Genomic DNA, 25,246 nt, shown 5'->3' on the forward strand with positions numbered 1-25,246 from the left:
TGGACGACCTGTCCGGTTTACTGCCCGCTCGGGCGTTCCAAACCACCGGTTCGGGGGAGGCGACAATCACGTCGACCCGTTCTCGGTGATGCGGCAGGATGAGCCTCCGTGTCCGTCGCTCCGCCCCGTACCTCACTGCTCCTGCTCGCCTACCTCGCCTTCGTCAGTCTCGGCCTGCCCGACGGCCTGCTCGGCGTCGGCTGGCCCTCGATCAGCGCCGAGTTCGGCGTACCGACCGGCGCGGTCGGGCTGGTGCTCACCGCCGGCACGATCGGGTACCTGACCTCCAGCGTCCTGGCCGGTTTCACCCTCGCCCGGCTGGGCGTGGGCCGGCTGCTGGCCGGCAGCACCCTGCTGGCCAGCCTCGCGCTGACCGGGTACGCCAGCGCCCCGGCGCTGACCGTGCTGATCGGCTGTGCGCTGGTGCTCGGCCTGGGCTCCGGGGCGATCGACTCCGGTCTCAACGCGTACGCCGCCGGGGCGTTCGGCCCCCGGCACATGAACTGGATGCACGCCTTCTTCGGCCTCGGCGTGGCGATCGGCCCGCTGGTGATGACCGCCATGCTGAGCACCGGGGCCGGCTGGCGCTGGGGGTACGCGGTCACCGCCGCCGCCCAGCTCGCGTTGGCCACCGCGTTCGCGCTCACCGTCGGCGCATGGCGGGACCGCACGGCCGGCTCCCCGCCGTCGCCCGCCGCGCCGGTCGACCGGACGGTCGGTGCGCGGCCCGACGACAGCGTCGTCGCGCCGGCCGGCCACCCCGGACCGGTCGACGGTCCGGCGGTGGCCGGGCGTGGCGGGTCGGCCGGTGGCCCGGCGGGGGTGCGGATCGCCGACACGCTCCGGTTGCCCGCCGTCTGGTTCGGCGCGCTCGCCTTCGCCGTCTACGTGGCCATCGAGGTGTCCGCCGGGCTCTACGCGTTCCTGCTGCTCACCGAGGGGCGGGGGGTGTCCGCTGAGGCCGCCGGGGTGGCGGTCTCCGGCTACTGGGGCAGCCTCTTCGTCGGCCGGGTGGTGCAGGGGCTGGTCGCCGAGCGGCTCGGCACCGCCCGGGTGCTGCGGGGCAGCCTGCTGGGCATGGCCGTCGGCGCGGTGCTGATCGCGCTGCCGGGGCCGGGCTGGGTGACGGTGGCCGGCCTGGTCGTCCTCGGGTTCGCCGCCGCGCCCGTGTTCCCGCTGCTCACCCTGAGCACCGCCGAACGGGTCGGCCGGCAGCACGCCGACCGGGTGATCGGCGTGCAGATCGGCGCCGCCGGCATCGGGGCGGCCCTCATCCCGGCTGGGCTCGGCGTGCTGCTCGGCGACATCTCGGTGCGGCTGCTCGGCCCGGCGCTGACCGTGCTGGCGGTGGCGCTGCTGGTGGCGCACGCCGCAGCCGCCCGCCAGACCGCCGCGCCGCCCCCCACCCACTGAGCCCGCTTCCGCCCTTTTCGGGCTCGGCCAGCCAGGGCAATCGGGCTTCTGGGCCGATGATGCGGTGTCGTTCGACCGGGACACCGCATCATCGGCCCCCATGCCGCCGACCCCGACCCGACGCGGGCCCCGACGCCGACCGTCACATCGTGTCGGGCCCGGTACGTCCCGTCGTGGAGGGGCGGTAGGCGCGCTCGGTGTCGGTCATCTCCCGGCGCTCGGCCTGCGGGCCGGCCCCCCGGTCCACCGGCTCGGGGCCGTGCCCGAAGGCGGCCTCCTCGCCTGCGTCGTTGCCGGTCGGGTCGTCGGCCTGCCCGTCGATGGTGGACCTGGCGATCGCCCGGTCCAGCTCCTCCAGCGGTGTCTTCCGCTCGTCCCGCCACACCCTGCCGTCGTTGTCCGTCATACCTCCGCGGTACCCCGACCCGATGATCGCAAACGGTTGGACCGGACGCGGCGACGGCCGCCGGGTGAGCCGGCGGCCGTCGGGGCTGTGCGTCCGTGTCGGGGGAGGAGTGGATCAGGGCTGCGGACGGTCGACCGACCCGCGCCACGCCCCGGTCTCCTGACCGCGACGCTCGATGAACTGCTTGAACCGCTCCAGGTCACCCTTGGTCCGCCGGTCGACCACACCCAGCTTGTCGCCGGCCTGCTCGACCACGCCGTGCGGCTCGAAGTCCATCTGCAGGGTCACCCGGGTGTTGCCCTCGTCGAGCCGGTGGAACGTCACCACACCGGCCTGCTGGGTGCCGCCCGTCGACTTCCAGGCCACCCGCTCGTCGGGGAGCTGCTCGGTGATCTCGGCGTCGAACTCGCGCTTGACCCCGGCGATCTCCACCGTCCAGTGGGTCATCGTCTCCGACAGCTGCCGGACCTCCTGCACCCCCTCCATGAAGTGGGGGAACTCCTCGAACTGGGTCCACTGGTCGTAGGCGGTCCGTACCGGTACCGACACGTCCACGTGCTCGATGACGCCGCTCATGCGAAATCCTCCTCTGGCCGTTGGTGCTCGTCCGGATCGTGGGCCGATCCGGTCACCAACGCGTCGTCTCGTTCCGGTGCCCGAGTGCGGCCCACACCTCGGAAATCGTCTGGTAGCTGGTGCCCTCCGGCAGGCGCTCCAGGGCGGCCACCAGGTCGTCGGGCGCGTCGTTCTCCCGGGCGTTGGCGACCAGCGTCAGCCGGTCCCCGGGCAGGGCCGTCATCGTGATGAACCGGCCCAGCCGGCTGCGCGCCTCCACGTCCTCCGAGGTCATCCCCTGCGGGGTGCCGGTGCGCAGGTCGCCCGCCGGCGCTGTGGTCGCGCCCGGCTGGTCCTCGCCGGCCGGCTCCGCCTCACGGAACTCCTCGACCCGGGAGCCACCGGCGCCGGACCCCTGGACCAGGCCGCTGACCTCCTGGCTCATCTGGTCGTCGACCCTCGGTGCGTGCTTGCTGCTGCCACGTTCCATGTCTGTTGTGCTACCCGCGCCCGCCCCGGGGAAACACCGACCCGGACGCCGGACCCGACGGGTCACGAACCGGCGGTGGCCTTCGGCGGCAGCACCGGCTCACCCGGGTCGTCCTCGCCCGCCTGCAACCTGCGCCCCCGCTGCAACTCCGCGTTGATCTGCACCCCGAACATCAGCGCCGAGTTCGACAGGTACAGCCACACCAGGAAGGCGATCACCGCGCCCAGGCTGCCGTAGGTGACGTCGTACGAGCCGAAGTTGGCAACGTACAGGCCGAAGCCGAAGGAGACGACGATCCAGGACAGCAGCGCCACCGCCCCGCCCGGGGTGAGCCACCGGAACCGGGGCTGCCGGACGTTGGGGGCGATCCAGAACATCAGCGACAACAGCGTCATCATCACCAGCGCCAGCACCGGCCATTTCACGACGCTCCACGTCGTCCGGGCCAGCCCACCGGCACCCACCAGGTCGCCGACCGCGTCGGTCACCGGGCCGCTGACGATCAATCCCAGCGCCACCACCGCGAGCAGCAGCAGCGACACCCCGGCCAACCCGATCTGCAACGGGCGCAGCCGGTAGAACGGGCGGCCCTCCTCGACGCCGTAGACCGCGTTGGAGGCCCGGGTGAACGCGCCGATGAACCCGGACGCCGACCACAACGCGCCCACCAGACCGAAGCTGAGCAGCACCTTCGTCCCGCTCTGCTGGTCGACCACCGTCCGCACCACGGAGACGAAACCCTCGTTGCCGACCACCGAACCGGCCCCGATGTCGCGGGCCAGGTCCAGCACGGTGTCCACCGTCCGCTCGCCGTCGGAGACCAGCCCCACCAGGGCCACCACCACGACCGTGGACGGGAACAGGGCGAGCACCCCGTAGTAGGTCAGCGCCGCCGCCCAGTCGGCGCAGTTGTCCTTCACGAAGCCCCGGCCGCTGCGCACCAGCACCCCGCGCCAGGTCGACCAGCTCAACTGGCGTACCCGGCGGGGTACGTGTACCCCCGGGTCGTCACCGGCGACCGTGGTCGGCTCCGTCGTCGCTGCCATGCTCGGCTCCTCGTCGCCCGACGACCCGGCGGACCCGGCGTCCGGCGCGTGTCTGGGCCCGGCGGTACCCGACGGTGGAAATCGACAAACCCGACGTCGGTGTTTGCCGGTGCGGGCCCAGGGAACCGTTGGGGTCAAGCCAGGAAATCGACGCGGAGGAGGACGTGATGCCCGGGCGCGAGGTACTGCCCAGCACGCTGCGACGCTCCCCGGAGAAGGCGCAGCGCACCTGGGAGAAGACACACGACTCGGCGGTGCAGACCTACGGCGAGGGGGAGCGGGCGCACCGCGCCGCCTTCGCCGCCGTCAAGCACAGCTTCGAGAAGGTGGGCGACCACTGGGAAGCGAAGGGCCGCAAGGGCCCCAGCGACCGCCAGGCCGAAGGCGGCGGCCCCGCCCGCCGGGCCCCCACCGCCGGTGGGGTGGACGCCAATGCCACCAAGGACCACCTGATGCAGGTGGCGAAGAAACTGGACGTGCCCGGCCGCAGCCGGATGACCAAGCCGGAACTGGTCAAGGCCATCGAGAAGGCCAACAACCGGGCCACCCGCAAGGCCCGCGGCGACTGACCGGAAGTACGCGCGGGGCCGCCCCGGACCGGGGCGGCCCGGCTCACCAGTGGCCGCCGGCCGGCGGTTGCAGGTGCACCGCCTTGACCGTGCTGAACTCGTCCAGCAGCTCCGGGCCGTACCCGAAGCCCTGGCCGCTGCCCCGGCGCGGCTGCGCGGCACCACCCGGCGCGCCCCCGAACACCGCGTTGACCTTCACCGTGCCCACCGGCAGCTCCCGAAAGGCCCGCTGGGCGTGGCTCATCGACCCGGTCAGCACCGTCGCCGCCAGCCCGTACGGCGAATCGGCGGCACACCGCAGCGCCTCGCTGAACGAGTCCACCGTCACCACCGCCGCCACCGGCCCGAACGTCTCCTCCCGCACCAGCGTCATCTCCTGCCGGCAGTCGGTGACCACCGTCGCCGGATAGAACGCCCCCGGCCCGTCCGGCAGCACCCCACCGGTGCGCAGCGTCGCCCCCTGCGCCACCGCCGCCGTGACCTGCCCGTGCACCTGGTCGCGGTGCCGCCGGTCGACCAGCGGGCCCAGCTCGGTGGCCGGGTCCCGGCCCGGCCCGACCGTCAGCGCCCCGGCCCGCTGCACCAGCGCGTCGACGAAGTCCTCGGCGACGTCGCGGTGCGCGTAGATCCGCTCCACCGCCACGCAGAGCTGCCCGGCGTTGGCGAACGCGCCCAACGCCGCCTGCCCGGCCGCCCACCCCGGGTCCACCCCGGCGTCGACCACCAGCGGGTCGCTGCCGCCGTTCTCCAGCAGGGCCTTCGCCCCGGTCCGGGCACAGGCCGCCGCGATCGCCCGGCCGGTGGCCGTGGCACCGACGTGCGCGACCACGTCCACCGGCTGCGCGGCCAACGCCGCGCCCACCTCCGCGCCCCCGGTCAGCAGGGACAGCACGCCCGCCGGGAACACCCCGTCGAACAGCCGGGCCAGCAGCCACCCGGTGACCGGGGTCCGCTCGCTCGGCTTGAACAGCACCACGTTGCCGGTGACCAGGGCCGCGCCGAGCAACCCGCAGGAGACCGCCACCGGGTCGTTCCACGGGGTGATCGCCGCCACCACCCCCCGCGCCTGCGGCAGCATGAAGTCGATCGCGTCGCCGTCGCCGTGCAACGTCCGGCCGCCGCGCAGCGGACCCAGCTCGGCGTACTGGCGCAGCGTGCCCACGCCGGCCGCCACCCCGCCCCGGGCATCGCCCAGCGGCTTGCCCATCTCCGCCGTGGTCGTCGCGGCCAACTCCTCCGCGTCCGCCGCCACCGCGTCCGCCGCCTGGTGCAGCAGCTCCGCACGCTGCGCCATCGGGGTCGCCGCCCACTCGGCGGCCACCTCCCGGGCCGCCTCGACCGCCTTGGCCACCTCGTCCCCGGTCGCCACCGGCACGGTGCCGACCGGGGAGCCGTCGGCCGGGTCGTGGACCGTCAGCTCACCACCCTCGCCGCCCGCGCCCCACACCCCACCGATGAGTTGCTCCACCCGGTACATGCGGCGGGATGCCCCGCTCCCGCCGAAGCAAACGCGTTTCGCCCGGTTGCCGGCCGGGTAGCCGGATCCGATGACCTCGCCGGGCACGGACACCGCGGACGCCGTCGTCATCGGCGCCGGACACAACGGCCTGGTGGCCGCCAACCTGCTCGCCGACGCCGGCTGGGACGTGCTGGTGCTGGAGGCGACCGACGCACCCGGCGGGGCGGTCCGCTCCGCCGAGGTCACCGCCCCCGGCTACCTCAGCGACCTGTACAGCTCCTTCTACCCCCTCGGGTACGCCTCCCCGGTGCTGGCCGGCCTCGACCTGCCCCGCTACGGCCTGACCTGGACGCACGCCCCCGACGTGCTGGCCCACCTGCTGCCCGACGGGCGGGCCGCGGTGATCAACCGGGACCTGGACACCACCGCCGCCTCGCTGGAGACGTTCGCCCCCGGCGACGGGGACCGCTGGCGGCACGCGTACGCCGACTGGGCGCAGGTGTCCGGCCCGATGCTCGATGCCATCACCACCCCGTTCCCCCCGGTACGCGGCGGGCTGGGCCTGCTGCGCCGACTGCGGGTGGGCGGCGCGTTACGGCTGGCCCGCCGCCTGGTCCTGCCGGTGCGCAAGCTCGGCAGCGAACTGTTCACCGGCGACGGCGGCCCGGCGCTGCTGGCCGGCTGCGCCCTGCACACCGACCTGTCCCCCGAGGAGGCCGGCTCCGGCGTCTACGGGTGGCTGCTGGCCATGCTCGGCCAGCAGGTCGGCTGGCCGGTGCCGGTCGGCGGCGCGCAGCGGATCACCGACGCGCTGGTGGCCCGGCTCACCGAGCGGGGCGGCCGGATCAGCTACCGGGCGCGGGCCGACCGGGTGCTCACCGCCCGGGGTCGGGCGGTGGGCGTCCGCACCGTCGACGGGCAGCTGTGGCGGGCCCGCCGGGCGGTGCTCGCCGACGTGCCCGCCCCCGCCCTCTACCTGGACCTGGTCGGGGCCGCCCAACTGCCGCCCCGGCTGGTCGAGGACCTGGCCCACTTCCGCTGGGACGGCTCCACCCTCAAGGTCGACTGGGCGCTGTCCGCCCCGCTGCCGTGGACCAACCCGGCGGTGGCCGGCGCCGGCACCGTGCACCTGGGCGCCGACCTCGACGGCCTCACCACGTACTCCGCCGAACTGGCCCGGGGCGAGATCCCGGCGAAGCCGTTCCTGCTGGCCGGGCAGATGACCACCGCCGACCCCACGCACTCGCCGGCCGGCACCGAGTCGCTGTGGGCGTACACCCACCTGCCGTTCCGGCGGGACTGGCGGGCCGAGGACGTCGCCCGCCAGGTCGACCGGATGGAGGACGTGCTGGAGGATGCCGCCCCCGGGTTCCGCGGCCTGGTCGTCGGGCGGCACGTCGCCGGGCCGGCCGAGCTGGAACAGGGCGACCCGAGCCTGGTCGGCGGGGCGTTGGGCGGCGGCACCGCCGCGGCGTACCAGCAGCTGTTCCTGCGTCCGATCCCCGGCCTGGGCCGGGCCGACACCCCGGTCGACCGGCTCTACCTGGCCAGCGCGTCGGCGCACCCCGGCGGCGGGGTGCACGGCGCGCCCGGCGCGAACGCCGCCCGGGCGGCGCTGGCCCGTGACCGCGCCGTCACCGGCGGCGTGTACGCCGGCATGATCGACGCCGCGCACCGGACGCTCTACCGCTGAACCGTCCACCCACGACCCCGCTGCGGGGTCAGGAGTCCAGGTTGCGGTGCCGGGTGCGCAGCTTGAACGGCATCAGCGCGCTCTCCACCTTGGTCGCGGTGGTCATCTTGGACATGCCGTCGCGCCGCTCCTCGAACCGGATCGGCACCTCCAGGATGGTGTGCCCCAGCTTGGTGGCCAGGTAGTGCATCTCCACCTGGAAGCTGTAACCGTTCGACTGCACCCGGTGCAGGCCGATGTCGCGCAACGCGTCGGCCCGCCAGATCTTGAAGCCGGCGGTCAGGTCGCGGATGCGCACCCGCAACAGGGTGTGCACGTAGAGGTTGGCCCAGCCGCTGAGCGCGCGCCGGTAGAGCGGCCACGCCTCGTCGAGCTGCCCGCCCGGCACGTACCGGGAGCCGATCACCACTCCCGCCTGGGTGGACAGCAGCGCGCCCAGCATCCCGGGCAGCGCCTCCGGCGGGTGCGACAGGTCGGCGTCCATCTGCGCCACGTACTCCGCGCCGCCGTCCAGGGCCCGGCCGATGCCGTCCACGTACGCCCGGCCCAGGCCCTCCTTGCCGGCCCGGTGCACGACCTGCACCCGGTCCGGGTTCTCGATGGCCAGCTTGTCGGCCACCTCACCGGTGCCGTCCGGCGAGTTGTCGTCGGCGACGAGCACCTTCAGGCCCGGCAGCGGAAGGGCCAGCAGCCGTTCGACCAGCACCGGGAGGTTGCCCGCCTCGTTGTAGGTGGGGACCACGACGGTCAGGCGTGCGTCCCGCCACGGTGACGGCAGCTCCACGGGTTCGATCATCTCGGACATCCTCAGTCGGGGTCGGCATTCCCCCACAGGGTAGCCAAAAGCCCGGCGGGACCCCGCCGAGGCTCCCCGCGACCGCCCGGTCACCGTTCGGCGCGCGCGTCGGCCTTCTGCCGGGTGGCGATGTCGGAGAGCCGGCGCAGCGTCTCCTTGTTGCGCTGGTGCAGCACCAGGTCGTTGAGCTTGTTGCGGACCCAGCGCAACGGGCCGGCGGCGAAGTCCTCGCCGATGCGGACCCGGGTCGCGCCGTCCCCTTCCGGGGTCAGCGTGAACACCACGACCGCCTCCCCGGCCGGCCACAGGCCGGCCCGCAGCACCAGCCGGTGCGGGGGCTCGCAGACCAGCACCGTCGAGGCGTCCTCCAGGGAGAACGGCCAGGGGCCGGCCCGGTGGTGCAGTCGGGTGCCGACCCGGGGCCACTGCGCGTCGACGTCACGTACGTGCACCGTGCCGACCACCCAGTCGCTGTACGTCCAACCGTCGGCCAGCACGTCGAAGACCTGCTGCGGGGGTGCATCGATCACTTTCTCCACGGCTGCCACCGCTGAGCAGTACCCGGGCCGGCCCGGCCTAACCCGCCGCGTTAGCTTCTCCGGGCCGACGGGTAACGCTGCACCGACCCGGTTCGGGTCGACGGCGCGGCCCGGCCCGACGCCGGGCGGCGTACCGCCCGGTAGGGCCAGGTTTACTCCCCGGGGCCTCGGGAACCCGCCGCCCGTGCGACGGGACGCGGAGCCGTATCAGCGCAGGTCAGGCCGGGTTGATCCGGTCGCTGGCCGGGACGGCCGCGCACTGTACGACGCGGTGCTGCTCGACCGGGACGGCACCCTGATCGAGGACGTGCCCTACAACGGCGACCCCGACAAGGTACGGCCGGTGCCCGGCGCGCGGGCGGCGCTGGACCGGCTGCGCGCCGCCGGGCTACGGCTCGGCGTGGTCACCAACCAGTCGGGGCTGGCCCGGGGGCTGTTCACCGCCGCCCAACTGCGGGCGGTCAACGCGCGGGTCGAGGAGCTGCTCGGCCCGTTCGACACCTGGCAGTGCTGCCCGCACGACGAGCGGGCCGGCTGCGCCTGCCGCAAACCCGCGCCCGGCATGGTGCACGCCGCCGCGCGGGCGCTCGGCACCACCCCGGACCGCTGCGTGCTGGTCGGGGATATCGCCGCCGACCTGGGCGCCGCCGCCGCGGCCGGCGCGGCCGGGGTGCTCGTGCCCACCCCCACCACCCGGGCCGTCGAGGTGGCCGCCGCCGGGCAGGTCGCCGCCGACCTGCCCGCCGCCGTGGAGCTGATCCTCACCCGGTCCGCCCTGGTCGCCGGCCCGCCGCCGCGCCGGGCCGGCACCGTGCTGGTGGTGCGCAGCGACTCCGCCGGGGACGTCCTGGTCACCGGCCCGGCCGTCCGGGCCGTCGCCGGGTACGCGCAGCGGGTCGTGCTGCTCTGCGGCCCCCGGGGCCGCGCCGCCGCCGCCCTGCTGCCCGGCGTCGACGAGGTCGTCGAGTGGCCGCTGCCCTGGATCGACGGCACGCCCGACCCGGTCGACCCGGCGGACATCGACCGGCTCACCGACCGGCTGCGCGCGGTCCGGGCCGACGAGGCGGTCGTGTTCACCTCGTTCCACCAGTCGCCCCTTCCGCTGGCGTTGCTGCTGCGGCTGGCCGGCGTGCCGAGGGTCAGCGCGATCAGCGACGACTACCCGGGTTCGCTGCTCGACGTGCGGCACCGGGTCCCCGCCGGGCTGCCCGAGCCGGAGCGGGCGCTGTCGCTGGCCGCCGCCGCCGGTTTCACGCTGCCGCCCGGCGACGATCCGCGACTGCGGGTCCGCGCCGACCGGGTGCCGCCGGCGCCGGCCGGGCTCGGCGGCCCCGGGTACCTGGTGCTGCACCCCGGTTCGGCGGTGCCGAGCCGGGCCGTGCCACCGGAACTGGCGGCCCGGATCGTGCGGACCCTCACCGCCGCCGGGCACCGGGTGGCGGTCACCGGCGGACCCGACGAGACGGCGCTGACCGCCCGGGTGGCCGGCGACACCGGCATCGACCTGGGCGGCCGGACCGGCCTGGCCGACCTGGCCGGGGTGCTCGCCCACGCCGGCGCGCTGGTGGTCGGCAACACCGGGCCGGCGCACCTGGCCGCCGCGCTGGGCGTGCCGGTGGTCAGCCTGTTCGCCCCCACCGTCCCCTACGGACAGTGGGGGCCCTACCGGGTGCCGACGGTCCGGCTGGGCGACGCCGCCGCACCGTGCCGGGACACCCGGGCCACGGTCTGTCCGGTGCCCGGCCACCCCTGCCTGTCGGCCGTCGAACCGGGCCGGGTCCTCGACGCGGTACGCCTGCTGGGCGTCCCCGCCGACGCCCCGGCCGGGGTGACGCCGGCCGGGGTGACGCCGGTGACCGCCGGGCGGGGGAGTCGGCGATGAACATCCTGCTCTGGCACGTGCACGGCTCCTGGACCACGTCCTTCGTGCACGGCAGGCACCGCTACCTGGTGCCGGTCACCCCCGACCGGGGCCCGTACGGGCTGGGTCGGGCGCGCACCTACCCGTGGCCGGACAGCGCCGTCGAGGTGACCCCGGAGCAGTTGCGCCACGCCGACGTCGACGTGGTGCTGCTGCAACGCCCCGAGGAACACGACCTGGCCCGGCAGTGGCTCGGCCGGGCGGTGCCGGCGGTCTACGTCGAGCACAACACCCCCAAGGGCGACGTGCCGAACACCAGGCACCCGATGGCCGACCGGGAGGACCTGCTGCTCACCCACGTCACCCACTTCAACGAGCTGTTCTGGGACAACGGGTCCACCCGCACCGCCGTCGTCGAACACGGCGTGGTGCCACCCGCGGTGACCTGGACCGGCGAGCTGGACCGGCTCGCCGTGGTGATCAACGAGCCGGTACGCCGGAATCGGATCACCGGCACCGACCTGCTCGCCCGGTTCGCCGAGATCGCCCCGCTGGACGTGTTCGGCATGAAGGTGGCCGGGCTCGCCGACCACCTGGGCCTGCCGGCCGACCGGTTGACCAGCCACGACGACGTCCCGCAGCACCTGATGCACGTCGAGCTGGCCCGGCGGCGGGCCTACCTGCACCTGTGCCGGTGGACCTCGCTCGGGTTGAGCCTGATCGAGGCGATGACCATCGGGATGCCGGTGGTCGCGCTGGCCACCACCGAGGCCGTGCAGGCGGTGCCTCCCGGGGCGGGGGCGTTGTCCACCCGGGTCGACACCCTGCTGGCCGCCGCCGCCCGGTTCGTCGCCGACCCCGCCGAGGCGCGTCGCGCGGGTGCGCAGGCGCGGACCGCCGCGCTGGGCCGTTACGGCCTGGACCGTTTCCTCGCCGACTGGGACCGCCTGCTGGAGGAGGAAGTATGCGCATCGCGATGATCTCCGAGCATGCCAGCCCGCTCGCCGTGCTGGGCGGTGAGGACGCCGGTGGGCAGAACACGCACGTCGCGGAACTCTCCGCCGCGCTGGTGGCGGCCGGCCACGACGTCCGGGTCTACACCCGACGCGACGCCGTCGACCTGCCGGTCGCCGTGCGCGCCCCGGACGGGTACGAGGTGGTGCACGTGCCCGCCGGGCCGGCCGAACCGGTCGCCAAGGACGCCCTACTGCCGCACATGAAGGAGTTCAGCCACTGGCTCACCGGCCGCTGGCGGGGCGGGGACTGGGTGCCCGAGGTGGTGCACGCGCACTTCTGGATGAGCGGGTTGGCCGCGCTGGCCGCCGGCCGGCAGACCGGGGTGCCGGTGGTGCAGACGTACCACGCGTTGGGCACGGTCAAGCGGCGTCACCAGGGGGTCCAGGACACCAGCCCGGCCCGGCGGATCGGCTACGAACGGGAACTGGGGTGCGCCGTCGACCGGGTCGTCGCCCAGTGCAGCGACGAGGTCGGCGAGCTGGTCCGGCTCGGCGTACCCCGGTCCCGGATGACCGTCGTGCCGTCCGGGGTGAACCTGGACACCTTCGCCCCGCTCGGCCCGGCCGTCGACCGTGACGCCGACCGGCCCCGGGTGCTCACCGTCGGCCGGCTGGTGGAACGCAAGGGCTTCCAGACGGTGATCCGGGCGATGGCGCTGGTGCCCGACGCCGAGTGCGTGGTCGTCGGCGGGCCGCCCGCCGGGCTGCTGGAGACCGACCCGTACGCCCGGCGGCTGCGGGCGCTCGCCGGCACCTGCGGGGTCGCCGACCGGGTCCGGCTGGTCGGGGCGGTGCCCCGGGAGGAGATGGGCCGCTGGTACCGGTCGGCCGACGTGCTGGTCGCCGCCCCCTGGTACGAGCCGTTCGGGCTGACCCCGTTGGAGGCGATGGCCTGCGGGGTGCCCGTCGTCGGCACGGCGGTCGGCGGCATCCGGGACACCGTGGTCGACGGGGTGACCGGGGACCTGGTGCCGGCCCGGGACCCGCAGGCGCTGGGCGACGCGCTGGCCGGCCTGCTCGGCGACCCGGCCCGCCGCTACGGCTACGCCACCGCCGCGTTGCAGCGGGCCCGCCGCAGCTACTCGTGGGCCACCGCCGCCGACCGGTTGACCGAGGTGTACGCCGAGGTCGCCGCCGTACGCAGGCCGAGCCGGGTGGTCGCCTGATGACGACCTCGACCCGGGCGGCACGGGCCGGCCTGCTCGACGCGCACCTGACCCTGCTGGCCGAGGCGCTGCTGCCGTACCGTGCGGCGGAGCCGTTGCTGGCCCGCTGGGGCACCGAGCTGGCCGGCATCCTGGTCGGCGGCGGGCGGTTGCTGGTCGCCGGCAACGGGGGCAGCGCCGCCGAGGCCCAGCACCTCACCGCCGAACTGGTCGGCCGGCTGCGCGACGAGCGCCGGCCGCTGTCGGCGATCGCCCTGCACGCCGAGACCTCCGCGTTGACCGCGATCGGCAACGACTACGGCTACGACGAGGTCTTCGCCCGTCAGGTGCGGGCCCACGGCCGTCCCGGTGACGTCCTGCTGCTGATGTCCACCAGCGGGTCCAGCGGCAACCTGCTCGCCGCGGTGGCCGCCGCCCGGGAGGTCGGGCTGCGCTGCTGGGCGTTCACCGGCCCGACGCCGAACCCGCTCGCCGACGCCTGCCACGAGGCGCTGGGCGTCGCCTCGCCGGACAGCCAGGTGGTGCAGGAACTGCACCTGGTCTCCACCCACGTGCTCTGCGAGTACGTCGACCGGGCGTTGCCCACGGCGCTGACCGCGCTGGCCGGCCAGGCGGCGGCCAGCGCCGCCGCCGCGTCGGCTGTCCGGCCCGTGGACCCGGCGGCGGACGACCCGGTCGACGCATCGCCGGTGGCCGACGGCGGGCCGGTCCGGGCCGGGGTGGAGGTGGTCGTCGACCCGACGGCCGACCGACGGCGTGGGGACCCGGCGTGAGGGGCCCGCTGGTGGTGCTCGGGGACACCCTGCTCGACCGGGACGTCGAAGGGGTGGTGAACCGGCTGTGCCCCGACTCGCCGGTGCCGGTGCTGGACGAGACGGCCGCCGCCGACCGGCCGGGCGGGGCGGGCCTGGCCGCCGTCTTCGCCGCCGCCACGGGTGCCGAGGTGGCGCTGGTGACCGCGCTCGCCGACGACGCCGGGGCGGCCCGGCTCAGCTCGCTGCTCACCGCCGCCGGGGTGCAGGTGTACGGGCTGCCGCTGGCCGGGGCGACCCCGGAGAAGGTCCGACTGCGGGCCCGGGGCCGGGTGCTGCTGCGCCACGACCGGGGTGGCATGGCGGGCGAACCGGGGCCACCCACCGAGGCGGTGCTGCGGCTGCTCGCCGGGGCGTCCGCCGTGCTGGTCAGCGACTACGGCCGGGGGGTGGCCCGACAGCCGGCGCTGCGGGCGGCGCTGGCCGCGACCCGCGCCCCGGTGGTCTGGGACCCGCACCCCCGGGGCCCGGTCGCGGTGCCCGGGGTGCGGCTGGTCACCCCGAACGAGCCGGAGGCCCGGGAGTTGGCCAAGGTGCCGCCGGGCGGGTCCCGGCTGGCGGTCGCCGCCCGCGCCGGCCAGGGACTGCGGGAACGCTGGCGGGCCGGGGCGGTGGTGGTCACCCTCGGGGGTGACGGCGCGCTGCTCTGCTCCGCCGGGGCGACGCCGCTGATGGTCTCCGCGCCGGTCAGCGCCGAAGGGGACACCTGCGGGGCGGGGGACCGGTTCGCCTCGGCCGCCGCGGTGGCGCTCGCCGGGGGCGCGCTGGTCTCCGAGGCGGTCCAGGCGGCCGTCGGCGCGGCGTCGGCGTACGTGGCCGACGGCGGGGTGGCCGCCGCGCTGCCCGTACCGGTGCGGGACTGCCCGCCGGTGCTGGTCGGCGGCGGGGAACGGATCGGGGCCGCCGCGGCGGGCGCGGTGGTGGCCGAGGTCCGCGCTGCCGGTGGCACCGTGGTCGCCACCGGGGGCTGCTTCGACCTGCTGCACGCCGGGCACGTGGCGACGTTGCAGGCCGCCCGGCAGCTCGGCGACTGCCTGGTGGTCTGCCTGAACTCCGACACCAGCGTCACCGGCCTCAAGGGCCCCGACCGGCCGGTGATCCCGCAGGGCGACCGGGCCCGGCTGCTCGCCGCGTTGAGCTGCGTCGACGCGGTGGTGGTCTTCGACGAACCCACCCCGCACGCCACGCTGGGCTGGCTGCGGCCCGACGTCTGGGTCAAGGGCGGGGACTACGCCACCGGCGTCGGCGACGGGCCGGGCCTGCCGGAGGGCGAGCTGTTGCGCCGGTGGGGCGGGGACAGCGTGGTGGTGCCGTACCTGGACGGGCGCTCCACCACCGACATGATCGCGGCGGCCCGGGGCGAACGCCGGGGCACCGGCCGGCCGGAGCCCGCCGGGTCCCCGGTCGGACCGGCGCATCCGACGACGGAGGGAGCACGATGAGCAGCAGTCCACCCGGTGCCGGTCCGGCCGTCCTGGTCACCGGCGGGTCGAGCGGCCTCGGCGCGGCGGTGGTCACCGCCGTCGCGCGGGCCGGCGGACGACCGCTGGTGCTGGACCGGCGACCCCCCGCCGACGGGGTGCCGTGGATCGAGTGCGACCTGGCCGACACCCGGGCCGCCGAGGAGGCCACCCGGGACCTGGCCGAGCGGGTCGGCGGGCTGGACGCGGTGGTGACCGCCGCCGGCATGGACGTGCCCGGCAGACTGGCCGACGTCCCCCGCGACACCTGGGAACGGATCGTCGTGGTGGACCTGCTCGCCACGGTGGCGGTGGTCCGGGCCGCGCTGCCCTACCTGGAGGCGTCCCGGGGCAACGTCGTCACGGTCGCCTCCACCCTGGGCGTCAAGGCGGTCGGCGACGCCACCGCGTACTGCGCGGCGAAGTTCGGGGTGGTCGGGTTCACCAGGTCGCTCGCCGCCGAGCTGGCCGGCAGCGTCGGGGTGACCCTGCTCATCCCCGGCGGGATGCGCACCGCGTTCTTCGACGACCGCGACCCGCAGTACCGTCCGGGCCCGGACGCGAAGCTCAACGACCCGGCCGACACCGCCGCCGCGATCATGTTCGCGCTGTCCCAGCCACCCGGTAGCACCGTGCGGGAACTGGTGGTCTGCGCCGAGCAGGAGACCTCGTACCCGTGATCCTGGTGTTGCGGGCGCTCGGCGTCGGTGACCTGGCCACGGCGGTGCCCGCGCTGCGCGCCCTGCGGGCCGGGCATCCGGGCGAGGAACTGGTGCTGGCCGCGCCGGCCTGGCTGGGCCCGCTGGTCGAGCTGGTCGGCGGGGTCGACCGGCTGCTGCCCACCGACGACCTCGGCCCGCCGCCCTGGCCCGTCCCGCCGTCGGCCGACGGGTCGTCGCCGGGCGTGCCGTCGTGGTCCGGGCGGCTCCCGAATGACGTGCCGTCGTGGTCCGGGCCGCCGCCGCGGGTGGCGGTCAACCTGCACGGACGCGGGCCGGGGTCACACCGGATGCTGGCCGGCGCGGGCCGGCTGGTGGCCTTCCGGTGCCCGCCCGCCGGGCACCGCGACGGCCCCGACTGGGACGACGACGAGCACGAGGTGGACCGCTGGTGCCGGCTGCTCCACTGGTACGGCATCCCGGCTGACCGCACCGACCTGGCGTTGCGCCGCCCACCGCCGGGCCGGCTGCCGGCCGGGGTGACCGTGGTGCACCCGGGCAGCAAGGTCGAGGCGAAGCGGTGGCCGGCGGACCGGTTCGCCGCGCTGGCCCGGCGGCTGGCCGACCGGGGGCACCGGGTGGTGGTGACCGGCTCGGCCGGGGAACGGGACCTGGCCGCCCGGGTGGCGGCCGACGCGGGCCTGCCCCGCTCGGCGGTGCTGGCCGGCCGGACCGACCTGGGTGAGCTGGCCGCCCTGGTGGCCGCCGCCCGGCTGGTGGTCAGCGGGGACACCGGGGTCGGTCACCTGGCCACCGCCTACCGGGTCCCGTCGGTGCTGCTGTTCGGCCCGGTGCCGCCGGCCCGCTGGGGCCCGCCGGCCGACCGGCCGTGGCACCGGGTGCTCTGGGCCCCGGGCGGGGATTGCGCCGCCGTGCCCGGGGTAGGTACGGCGTCGAGATGGGCGGCGCTCCCGGTCGACCGGGTGCTGGCCGCCGTGGACGAGGCCGAGGAAACGGTACGGGTCTGAGGTGCGACTACGGCGCAGTGATCCGGGTCGGGCGGGGTACGGGCGTCGCCGGCGCGGCAAGGGCTGGACCTTCCTGGACCGGCACGGTGAGCGGGTGCGGGACCCGGACACGCTTGCCTGGCTGGGCGAGCTGGTGATCCCGCCGGCCTGGTCCGACGTGTGGATCGCGCCGTACCCCAACGGGCACATCCTGGCCACCGGCACCGACGCCGCCGGACGCCGACAGTACCTCTACCACCCGCAGTGGCGGCGCAAGCGCGACGAGGCGAAGTTCGACCACGTGCTGGAGGTGGCCCGCCGGCTGCCGACCCTGCGCGACCGGATCGCCGGTGACCTGGCCGGGCGGGGGCTGAACCGGGACCGGGTGCTGGCCACCGTCGTCCGGCTGCTCGACATGGGCGCCTTCCGGGTCGGCAACGAGCAGTACGCCGTCGGGGAGGACGCCACCTTCGGCGTGTCCACCCTGCGCCCGGAGCACGCCCGGTCCCGGGGCGGCTGCGTGGTGTTCGAGTTCCCGGCCAAGGGCGGCGTCGAACAGGTCCGCCGGATCGAGGACCCGCAGCTGTGCCAGGTGCTGACCACCCTGCGGCGGCGTCGGCGTACCGAGGAACGGCTCTTCGGCTACTGGGACGGGCGGGTCTGGCGGGACGTGCGCAGCGACGAGGTCAACGGCTACCTGCGCGACGCCAGCGGCGGCGAGATGACCGCGAAGGACTTCCGCACCTGGCACGCCACCGTCCGGGCGGCCACCGAACTGGCGACCGTGGGGACGCAGCGTTCGGTGACGGCCCGTCGCCGGGCGGTGGCCGGGGTGATGCGGGCGGTGGCCGACCTGCTCGGCAACACCCCCACGGTGGCCCGGACCTCGTACGTGGACCCCCGGGTGGTCGACCTCTACCACGAGGGCGTGGTGCTGCCGGTGCCCGCCGACGCCCCGCGTGAGCAGGTCGAACGGTCGGTGCTGGAGCTGCTGGCGGAGACCTGACCGACCCCGCCGCTGTTCCTGGGGGGAAGGCGCGACGGGGCCGGGGCCGGTGCGGCCGGGGAGCCCTCCGGGCGACGGCGGTCGTGTGCCGGACGGGCTGCGGCACCGGGCGGCCGTCCGTGACCCGCCTGGGTCACGGACGCCACGCCGCGGTCCCCCGTTACCGTCGGGCCGGGCGGTCGGGTGACCGCCGGCCCACGGTCAGTATGTCGGTCCCGGGTTGACTGCGGACGCCGTGCTGTTGACGATCCGTGCCTGTTGCAGGTGCAGTTCCCGGTACGCCTGAGGGGTGAGCTGGTGGGCGGCCCGGAAGGCCCGGCTGAAGTGCGCCTTGTCCCGGAAGCCCCAGCGGGCGGCGACGGCCTGCACCGGCCGGTGGGCAAGCGTCGCGTCGGCCAGGTCCCGCCGGCACCGCTCCAACCGCAGCTGCCTGATGTACGACGCCACCGTGGCGTGCTCCTCCTCGAAGAGCCGGTGCAGGCTGCGTACCGAGATGTGGTGTGCCTCGGCGATGGTGGCCGGGGTCAGCCCGGCGTCACCGAGGCACCGCTGGACGTACGCCCGCACCTGGGCGAGCAGTGCCCGGCGGCGTACCTCGCGGGGCATCTCGTCCTCGGCGACCAGGTACCGGCCGAGCATGGTGGCGATCAGGTCCAGTGCCACCCCGCCCAGCCGCTCGGCGTCGGCCTGCTGGTACTGCTCCGGATGGCTGGTGATCCGGGTCAGGTACTGGGCGACCAGCGCGCCGACCCCCTCGCTGGCCGACATCCGGCCGGCCAGCAGCGGGGCGAGCTGGTCCGGGGTGAGCGGCAGCGCCCCGTACGGGACCAGGGCGACGATCGAGGCGGCGTGCTCCGCGCCGTTGCCGTCGCCGAGGTGGCTCACCTCGTGCGGCCGGGAACCGTCGTAGAAGGTGAACTCACCGGCCCCGAGCCGGCTCTCCCGCCCGGCCTGCCCGGCGATGCCGGTGCCGTTGGTGGTGAGGGCGAGCATGTGGAAGTCCACCTCGGTGCGGCGGACCAGCTTGGGGGTGCGGACCGCCGCAAGCGACGGGTAGCGGTAGCGCACCAGCCGGATCGGGCCCAGCTCGACGAACTCGGCGCGGGCCCGGAAGTCGTGCTGGTGGTCGGAGCGGATGCGCAGCGGCGCGGCGGTCCGGGCGACCAGGTCGAGCCACATCCCGAACCGTTCCGTCGGCGGCAGTTGTTCGGTGTCGATCACTGTGCGGTGCACCATGTCCGGCCTCCCCGTCGGCGGGCACTTCCCCTCCATTCTGGACGAAGACCCCACGCTCGGGGTGTCGGGTGCGCTCGCGGGGTGCGCAGATGCCGCTGTTTCGCGGAAATAGCGGCATCGGAGCGCCGGGGATACCAGTCCATCGGCGACATTGAGTCGATCAACTGACTCGCGCTCGCTCGGCATCGTTCTTGAGCGCCGGCCGGCGACCAGCGCGGGGTGTCACGCATCCGGTGGTGCGGGTGTACGTTCCGTGGTGGCAGCCTGTCGGTTCCGGCCGGTGGGGATCTCGTGTCACCGGGGGAGTGTGCTGATGCCTCGTCGCTCTATTCCTGACGATCCGTCGATCGGTGATCGTATTCGTGCTCGCCGGGAGTTGCGTGGTTGGAGCGTGCGGTATGCGGCCAGTCGGGCGGGCATCTCCCATACGTCGTGGTCGCGTATCGAGCGGGGGCTGCAGCGCACCGACCGGTACATGGTGGTGGATCTGGCGGCGGCCCTGGAGTGTTCGGTGGTCGACCTGACGGGTCAGGCGTACACGCCGGCTGACCGGCAGCTCGATGCCGCCCGGATCGACGCCGAGCGGGTGTGGCGGGTCATGATGGACACGCCGATGGCCCGGCGCTCCGCCGTGACCGTGACGGTCGAACAGGTGCGTCGCGAGGCGGCGCTGGTGCGTGGCCTGTATGGGCGGTGTGATTACGCGGGCGCGTTGCGGCGGCTGGTGGATCTCGTCCCGGCGATGCACGCCCTGGTGGACCGGCGGGCCGCGTTGTCGGAGATGGTGCCGGTGTACGGCGTGGCCATGGGGTCGTTGCTGAACGTCAGCTATCCGGCCCATGCCTGGCTGGCCGCCGAGCGTTGCGCCGAGGCTGCCGGGTTGCTCGACGACCGGGTGGCGGTCGGGGTGGCGGCGGCCAACCGGGCGCGGGTGTCGGCCTACTCCGGGGCCTACGGGCCGGCCCGCGCGTGGTGTGACGCGGCGGCGGCCGATCTTGCGGGATCGTGACGCCGTGCGGATGCTGCTCGCTGCGGAGCGGATCGGGCCGCAACATGCCCGCTCGTCGGTCGCCGCCCGGGAGACCGCACGGTCGTTGCTGCGTAAGGGGGCGACCTCGCCCGAGCTGCGGGGCCTCTGCGAACGGATGAGCCTGACCACGGGTGGTGCGTAAGCGTTCCAACCCTTGCGCGTGCGCTCCGTAGCGTCGTGATCACGGTGCGGTGACGCCTCGTTGGTCTGGTGACCGGCCGTCGCTGTGCCGTTGATCGTGCGCGGCGGTGGTGACCTCCAGGTACACCGTCGCGCCCATGCGAAGGGGACGCAGGTGGGCGACGAAGAACGTGATCCGGGTGAGAGCCGGGGCGAGCGGATTCAGGCGGTCGAGCGGGAGGCGGCGCGGCGGCGGCTGCTCGCGCAGGCCGAGGCGGAGCGGATTCCGGTGGAGGAGACGACGCGGGCGGTGCCGGATCGGCGGTGGCGTCGTGGAGGGCGGTGAGTTGTTGCCGGTGGGTCGGCGGGTGGCGCACTGGCGGGGGCGGCGTGGGTTGTCGCAGCAGGTGTTCGCCGACCGGTTGGGTAAGTCGAAGAGTTGGGTGGACAAGGTCGAGCGGGGTGTCCGGACCCTGGACAAGGTGTCCACGCTCCAGGACATCGCCGCTGTCCTGTGTATCGATCCGGGTGTGCTGCTCGGCGGGGACCTCCGGCCGGCCGACGTGCCCGGTCCGGTGGAGGCGGTGGAGCGGGTCCGCGAGGCGTTGTCGACGTACGACATCGTGGTGGGTCGATCGACAGTGCGGAGTCAGGTGCTGTCGGCCGATCGGCTGGCACGAGACGTCGCCCACGCCTGGGGCATGTTCCAGCACGCCCGCTACCAGCAGGTGACCGGGCTGCTCCCGGGTCTGGTGATCGCCGCGCAGCGTGCGTACGCGGATGATCCGGTGGCGGGGTGGTCGGTGCTGGTGGAGGCGTATCGGGTCACCGCGTCACTGCTGGTCAAGCTGGATGAAGGAGAACTGGCGTGGTTGGCTGCCGATCGGGCGATGACCATCGCGGCCGGTGATGCGGTGCTGGTGGCCATCGCTGCCGTGCAACTTGGCCGGGTGCTCCGCGCTTCGGGGCGGGCCCGGGCGGCGAGGTCCACGGCGCTGGCCGCCGCGTACCGGATCGCTCCACCCGACCTCGACGACGGGCACGCCCCGGTGTTGTCGCTGTGCGGTGCCCTGGTCATTGAGGCCGCGTTGGCCGCAGCCCGAGACGGCGACGATCACGCCACGGCCGACCTGCTCGACGAGGCCGCCGAGATGGCGGCCCGGGTCGGCGACGGCCACGACCACTATCGGACCGCCTTCGGGCCGGTCGCGGTGGACCTGGCCCGGGTCGTCGCCGCCCTGGATCTGGGCGATGCCGGTGCAGCGGTGGCCTGGCACGAGAAGGCCATCGCCCGCGACGGCTGGCGGTGGCTACCGGCGGAACACCGCGCCGGGCACCTGCTCGACGCCGCCCGCGCCTACCTGCGCACCGGCGACTCGGCCAACGCCAGCCGCGCCCTCATAGCCGCCGAGCACGCCGCCCCCGCCGAGGTGCGCCACCGGCCTGCTGCCCGATCGGTGCTCGCCCAGTTGGCCCACGACCCACGGGCTTCAGCCGCGATCATCCAGCTCGCCGCCACCCTCCGGGTGACCTGAGCATGACCGCGCCGTTCCTGTCCCTGGCCCAGATCCGCAACCGACTGATCCTCGCCGCCCGCCGCGCCGAACGATCCGCGCCCGACGGTCGCTGTCCCCTCTGCGGTGCCGTGGCGACCGCTGGACGTCCGCCACGTCGCTGAAGAAGGGCGACGGTTTCCGGCCTGCTCTCGGGATGCGTTATTGGCCTTTTGGATGGTTTTCGATGTCGGTCTCCCGACTCCGGGGCGGCGTCCGCCCGTCCAGGGTGTCTGGCGTCGACAGGTTGCGATATTCCTATGGGTTGGGCATGTGGCGACCGATCAGGGGGCTGTGATGGCGGCGGAGGAACTGCTCGCGTTGGCGGGAGCCGGTGGTGCGGCACTGGTGGGCGCGGTGGCCCAGGACGCGTGGGGGCTGGCGAAGACCGGCTTCGTGCGGTTGCTCGGCCGGGGTGACCGGGCGAGAGAGGACGCGGTGACGCAACAGTTGGAGCGGACCCGTGGTGCGGTGGAGACGGCGGGCGCGGACGGCGACCGGGTGCGTGCACAGCACGAGGCGCTGTGGGCGGGCCGGCTAGAGGACCTGCTGATCGAGCAACCGGCTGCCGCCGCCGAACTGGAGGCGCTGGTACGGCAGGTCGCCGCGAGCGCCGGGGTCCGCTCGGCCGGTCACGTGGTGCAGCATGTCACCGCCTCCGGCAACGCGCGGCAGGCTGTGCTGGGCCACGGCAGCCAAGTAAACACGTTCGGCACCGCGCAGGCGCGCGCCGATGACTGAGCCGTCCGGTGGTCCCGCGACCGAACCGTCACACGGTCGCGGGTCGGGTGGCGATTCCCCGCCGGTGACGCAGCGGATGCAGACCGAGGGCCACGGCACGAGTGCCGGGGTGGGCAGCGGTCTCCAGATCAACAACTTCATCAACACCAGTGGCGTACCCGCTCCCCGGCCTGCCGCCGACCAACCTGCCGCCACAGCGGGCCGGCCGTCGTCGGTGTGGAACCTCCGGCCCCGAGATCCGAACTTCGCTGGCCGGGGGACCGAACTCGCCGAGTTGCGGACCCGGCTGTCATCCGGTGGTGCTGCGGGCGTGCAGGCGATTCACGGCCTCGGCGGGGTCGGCAAGACCCAGTTGGCCCTGGAGTACGCGTACCGGCACCGGGCCGACTACGACGTCGTGTGGTGGATCTCGGCGGAACAGTCCGGGGCCATCGGTGAGCAGTTCAGCGCGCTCGGGATCGCGCTGGGCGTGCTCGACGCCCAGGTGGACAGCGTGATCGCCCAGAGCAAGGTCAAGGAGTTCCTCCGAAGCCGGGACCGTTGGCTGCTGATCTTCGACAACGCGGAGAAACCCGACGACCTCCGCCCCTGGCTGCCGGACGGCGAGGGGCATGTGCTCGTCACCTCCCGCACCACGGCCTGGGGGCAGCTCGCCCGTACCCTGGAGCTGGACGTCCTTCCTCGCACCGAAGCCGTGGAACTGCTGACGTTGCGCCTGACCAGGATCAGCGCGACCGAGGCCGCTCAGCTCGCCGAGGATCTTGGCGACCTACCCTTGGCGCTGGCGCAGTCAGCGAGTTACCTGGCCGAGTTCGGCATGTCGGTCACCGAGTACCGGCAGGTGCTCCGGGAGGAGACGCGTGCGGTGCTCGACGAGGGGCAGCCCGCAGGCTATCCGCATTCCCTAGCGGCAGCGGCCACCCTGAGCATCACCGCGTTGGGGGCCAAGGATCCCGCCGCGCTCGCCGTCCTCCACCTGTGTGCGTTCCTGGCACCCGAGCCGGTGCCGACCGATCTCGTCGTTATCATCGCCCGGCACGCCGACTTGCACCTAGAGAATCTCGCGCCGCTGGCGCAGATCATCGACAGGCCGCTCCAGCGGCAGCGGGCCATCAGTGCGGTCGGTGCCTCCGGTCTGGCCCGGGTCGAACTCGGGACGATCACCGTCCACCGGCTGGTCCAAGCGATCGTCCGGGACCAGATCGAATCGGCCGTCGCCGCCGAGCTAAGGATGCGCATCGAGGCGGCGCTCGGCACCGTCGACCCGGGTGATCCCCGCGACGCCGCGACCTGGCCCCAGTGGAGCATGGTCCTGCCCCACCTGCTGGCGGCGGACCCCGCGCACACCGACAACCCCGATCTCCGCCTGCGGGCACGCAACGCCATCGTCTACCTGATCTGCCGGGGCGACAGCCGCCCCGCCCAGCAACTAGCCGACAACCTCTACCAGGAGTGGAAGAAGCGACACGGCCCGGATCATGTGGACACTCTGCGCGCTGCCACTGAACTGGTCTGGGCCTACCGCGACCTGGGCCAGTTCGACCGGCTTCGTCCTCTGATCGACGACACCCTCACCCGCCAGATCAGTATTCTCGGCCATGACCATCCCGACACCCTCCGCACTGCCTCCGACCTTGCGGTAGTTCAGAGTGCTCTCGGGAACCATCAGCGGGCGCTCGAAATCAATGAAGATGTGTATGGGCGGCGGATTCGGGTTTTGGGTGAGGATCATCCTGACACGCTGACCTCGGCGAATAATTTGGCCGGTTCTTTAGGTAGGGTGGGGGAGTTTGGGCGGGCGTTGGAGGTTGCGGAGGATGTGTATGGGCGGCTGGTTCGGGTTTTGGGTGAGGATCATCCTGACGCGTTGACGTCTGCGAGTATTTTAGCCGGTTCTTTAGGTAGGGTGGGGGAGTTTGGGCGGGCGTTGGAGGTTGCGGAGGATGTGTATGGGCGGCTGGTTCGGGTTTTGGGTGAGGATCATCCTGACACGTTGACGTGTGCGAGTAATTTGGCTGTCTCGTTGGGTGATATAGGAGAGTTTGGGCGGGCGTTGGAGGTTGCGGAGGATGTGTATGGGCGGCGGGTTCGGGTTTTGGGTGAGGATCATCCTGGCGCGTTGATGTCTGCGGGTAATTTGGCCATTTCTTTAGGTAGGGTGGGGGAGTTTGGGCGGGCGTTGGAGGTTGCGGAGGATGTGTATGGGCGGCTGGTTCGGGTTTTGGGTGAGGATCATCCTGACACGTTGAAGTGTGCGAGTAATTTGGCTGTCGCGTTGGGTGGTGTGGGGGAGTTTGGGCGGGCGTTGGAGGTTGCGGAGGATATGTATCGGCGACGTGTACGGATCCTCGGCGATGATCATCCTGATACGCTTTCGGGCATGGTGAATCTCGCCCAATTATTGGGGCGGCGCGGGCAGTTGATTTCCGCTCGTCGATTCGCTGAAGCAGCGCATCGGAAACTGCGAACCACTCTTGGTCAGCAACACCCTTATACGGAGCACGCGCGGACCACCCTCGACCAGATCGCAGTTGCCATGGGTGGACGCCGGACACCGCGCAAAACCCGCCGCGGGCGTTGACCAATGCGTGAACATTGGCACGGACTACAGCG

At 74.0% G+C, this 25,246-nt stretch carries 23 protein-coding genes and 1 pseudogene; 16 read left to right on the top strand and 8 right to left on the bottom strand.

All coding sequences use genetic code 11. The features are described from left to right. Nucleotides 1-108 precede the first annotated feature (108 nt). The gene (locus tag JQN84_RS26560) at nucleotides 109-1,413 is read left to right on the top strand and encodes an MFS transporter (protein WP_204961291.1); all 1,305 of its coding nucleotides are present in this window, start codon (nucleotides 109-111) and stop codon (nucleotides 1,411-1,413) included. A 142-nt stretch (nucleotides 1,414-1,555) separates the two neighbouring features. Here the strand turns inward: JQN84_RS26560 and JQN84_RS26565 are convergent, their stop codons facing one another. The 4 genes from JQN84_RS26565 to JQN84_RS26580 form a co-directional block, all read right to left on the bottom strand. Continuing rightward, nucleotides 1,556-1,819, bottom strand: a complete 264-nt coding sequence (locus JQN84_RS26565; protein ID WP_088644067.1) for a hypothetical protein — start codon at nucleotides 1,817-1,819, stop codon at nucleotides 1,556-1,558. A gap of 114 nt (nucleotides 1,820-1,933) precedes the next feature. Beyond that, nucleotides 1,934-2,395, bottom strand: a complete 462-nt coding sequence (locus JQN84_RS26570) for an SRPBCC family protein (protein ID WP_204961292.1) — start codon at nucleotides 2,393-2,395, stop codon at nucleotides 1,934-1,936. A 52-nt stretch (nucleotides 2,396-2,447) separates the two neighbouring features. Next, the gene (locus JQN84_RS26575) at nucleotides 2,448-2,864 is read right to left on the bottom strand and encodes a DUF2795 domain-containing protein (RefSeq protein ID WP_204961293.1); all 417 of its coding nucleotides are present in this window, start codon (nucleotides 2,862-2,864) and stop codon (nucleotides 2,448-2,450) included. Nucleotides 2,865-2,926: 62 nt separating this feature from the next. Beyond that, nucleotides 2,927-3,910: a YihY/virulence factor BrkB family protein gene (locus JQN84_RS26580; RefSeq protein ID WP_204961294.1), complete on the bottom strand. Its 984-nt coding sequence runs from the start codon at nucleotides 3,908-3,910 to the stop codon at nucleotides 2,927-2,929. A gap of 167 nt (nucleotides 3,911-4,077) precedes the next feature. Between JQN84_RS26580 and JQN84_RS26585 the strand changes: the two genes are divergently transcribed. Then, nucleotides 4,078-4,479 (top strand): ChaB family protein, encoded by a 402-nt coding sequence (locus tag JQN84_RS26585; protein WP_204961295.1) that lies wholly within the window; start codon nucleotides 4,078-4,080, stop codon nucleotides 4,477-4,479. Between the two features lie 43 nt (nucleotides 4,480-4,522). On the opposite strand, the gene JQN84_RS26590 is transcribed toward JQN84_RS26585, so the two are convergent. Then, entirely contained in the window at nucleotides 4,523-5,956 is a 1,434-nt protein-coding gene (locus JQN84_RS26590; RefSeq protein WP_204961296.1) for an aldehyde dehydrogenase family protein, read from the bottom strand. Nucleotides 5,957-6,026: 70 nt separating this feature from the next. Here JQN84_RS26590 and JQN84_RS26595 point away from each other — a divergent pair, with 70 nt between their 5' ends. After that, entirely contained in the window at nucleotides 6,027-7,631 is a 1,605-nt protein-coding gene (locus JQN84_RS26595) for a phytoene desaturase family protein (RefSeq protein WP_204961297.1), read from the top strand. A 28-nt stretch (nucleotides 7,632-7,659) separates the two neighbouring features. On the opposite strand, the gene JQN84_RS26600 is transcribed toward JQN84_RS26595, so the two are convergent. Together JQN84_RS26600 and JQN84_RS26605 are read right to left on the bottom strand one after the other, a co-directional pair. Next, the gene (locus tag JQN84_RS26600) at nucleotides 7,660-8,427 is read right to left on the bottom strand and encodes a polyprenol monophosphomannose synthase (protein WP_204961298.1); all 768 of its coding nucleotides are present in this window, start codon (nucleotides 8,425-8,427) and stop codon (nucleotides 7,660-7,662) included. A gap of 89 nt (nucleotides 8,428-8,516) precedes the next feature. Then, nucleotides 8,517-8,966 carry an SRPBCC family protein gene (locus JQN84_RS26605; RefSeq protein ID WP_307821444.1) on the bottom strand — a complete coding sequence of 150 codons (450 nt, stop codon included), beginning with the start codon at nucleotides 8,964-8,966 and terminating at the stop codon, nucleotides 8,517-8,519. A gap of 184 nt (nucleotides 8,967-9,150) precedes the next feature. On the opposite strand from JQN84_RS26605, the gene JQN84_RS26610 reads away from it, so the two are divergent. The 8 genes from JQN84_RS26610 to JQN84_RS26645 are packed head-to-tail and all read left to right on the top strand — an operon-like array spanning nucleotide 9,151 to nucleotide 17,953. After that, nucleotides 9,151-10,848, top strand: a complete 1,698-nt coding sequence (locus tag JQN84_RS26610; RefSeq protein ID WP_204961300.1) for an HAD-IIIA family hydrolase — start codon at nucleotides 9,151-9,153, stop codon at nucleotides 10,846-10,848. Further along, nucleotides 10,845-11,807 carry a glycosyltransferase gene (locus JQN84_RS26615; RefSeq protein ID WP_204961301.1) on the top strand — a complete coding sequence of 321 codons (963 nt, stop codon included), beginning with the start codon at nucleotides 10,845-10,847 and terminating at the stop codon, nucleotides 11,805-11,807. Before JQN84_RS26610 ends, JQN84_RS26615 begins: the two co-directional genes overlap by 4 nt. Then, nucleotides 11,792-13,009, top strand: coding sequence for a glycosyltransferase (locus JQN84_RS26620; RefSeq protein WP_204961302.1), 1,218 nt, complete (start codon nucleotides 11,792-11,794; stop codon nucleotides 13,007-13,009). The genes JQN84_RS26615 and JQN84_RS26620 overlap by 16 nt, the downstream gene beginning before the upstream one ends. Further along, the gene (locus JQN84_RS26625; RefSeq protein ID WP_204961303.1) at nucleotides 13,009-13,782 is read left to right on the top strand and encodes a D-sedoheptulose-7-phosphate isomerase; all 774 of its coding nucleotides are present in this window, start codon (nucleotides 13,009-13,011) and stop codon (nucleotides 13,780-13,782) included. Before JQN84_RS26620 ends, JQN84_RS26625 begins: the two co-directional genes overlap by 1 nt. Further along, entirely contained in the window at nucleotides 13,779-15,263 is a 1,485-nt protein-coding gene (locus tag JQN84_RS26630) for a PfkB family carbohydrate kinase (protein WP_204961304.1), read from the top strand. The genes JQN84_RS26625 and JQN84_RS26630 overlap by 4 nt, the downstream gene beginning before the upstream one ends. Continuing rightward, entirely contained in the window at nucleotides 15,260-15,961 is a 702-nt protein-coding gene (locus tag JQN84_RS26635) for an SDR family oxidoreductase (protein WP_204961305.1), read from the top strand. Before JQN84_RS26630 ends, JQN84_RS26635 begins: the two co-directional genes overlap by 4 nt. Continuing rightward, nucleotides 15,958-16,968 (top strand): glycosyltransferase family 9 protein, encoded by a 1,011-nt coding sequence (locus JQN84_RS26640; RefSeq protein WP_204961306.1) that lies wholly within the window; start codon nucleotides 15,958-15,960, stop codon nucleotides 16,966-16,968. Before JQN84_RS26635 ends, JQN84_RS26640 begins: the two co-directional genes overlap by 4 nt. A 1-nt stretch (nucleotide 16,969) precedes the next feature. Continuing rightward, complete coding sequence (locus JQN84_RS26645) at nucleotides 16,970-17,953, top strand: DNA topoisomerase IB (RefSeq protein WP_204961307.1); 984 nt, start codon at nucleotides 16,970-16,972, stop codon at nucleotides 17,951-17,953. Between the two features lie 201 nt (nucleotides 17,954-18,154). Here the strand turns inward: JQN84_RS26645 and JQN84_RS26650 are convergent, their stop codons facing one another. After that, the gene (locus JQN84_RS26650; RefSeq protein WP_204961308.1) at nucleotides 18,155-19,189 is read right to left on the bottom strand and encodes an AraC-like ligand-binding domain-containing protein; all 1,035 of its coding nucleotides are present in this window, start codon (nucleotides 19,187-19,189) and stop codon (nucleotides 18,155-18,157) included. Between the two features lie 346 nt (nucleotides 19,190-19,535). On the opposite strand from JQN84_RS26650, the pseudogene JQN84_RS26655 reads away from it, so the two are divergent. The 5 genes and pseudogenes from JQN84_RS26655 (at nucleotide 19,536) to fxsT (ending at nucleotide 25,214) form a co-directional block, all read left to right on the top strand. After that, nucleotides 19,536-20,361, top strand: a pseudogene (locus tag JQN84_RS26655) (helix-turn-helix domain-containing protein). Between the two features lie 153 nt (nucleotides 20,362-20,514). Then, nucleotides 20,515-20,685 carry a hypothetical protein gene (locus JQN84_RS31700; RefSeq protein ID WP_232378610.1) on the top strand — a complete coding sequence of 57 codons (171 nt, stop codon included), beginning with the start codon at nucleotides 20,515-20,517 and terminating at the stop codon, nucleotides 20,683-20,685. Beyond that, nucleotides 20,672-21,874 carry a helix-turn-helix domain-containing protein gene (locus tag JQN84_RS26660; RefSeq protein WP_307821445.1) on the top strand — a complete coding sequence of 401 codons (1,203 nt, stop codon included), beginning with the start codon at nucleotides 20,672-20,674 and terminating at the stop codon, nucleotides 21,872-21,874. Before JQN84_RS31700 ends, JQN84_RS26660 begins: the two co-directional genes overlap by 14 nt. A gap of 315 nt (nucleotides 21,875-22,189) precedes the next feature. Next, entirely contained in the window at nucleotides 22,190-22,633 is a 444-nt protein-coding gene (locus JQN84_RS26665) for a hypothetical protein (protein WP_204961310.1), read from the top strand. A 64-nt stretch (nucleotides 22,634-22,697) separates the two neighbouring features. Next, nucleotides 22,698-25,214 (top strand): FxSxx-COOH system tetratricopeptide repeat protein, encoded by a 2,517-nt coding sequence (fxsT, locus tag JQN84_RS26670; protein ID WP_204961311.1) that lies wholly within the window; start codon nucleotides 22,698-22,700, stop codon nucleotides 25,212-25,214. Nucleotides 25,215-25,246: the final 32 nt, after the last annotated feature.

This window comes from Micromonospora humidisoli (assembly GCF_016900955.1).
In the GTDB taxonomy this organism is placed as follows: Bacteria; Actinomycetota; Actinomycetes; order Mycobacteriales; family Micromonosporaceae; genus Micromonospora; species Micromonospora wenchangensis.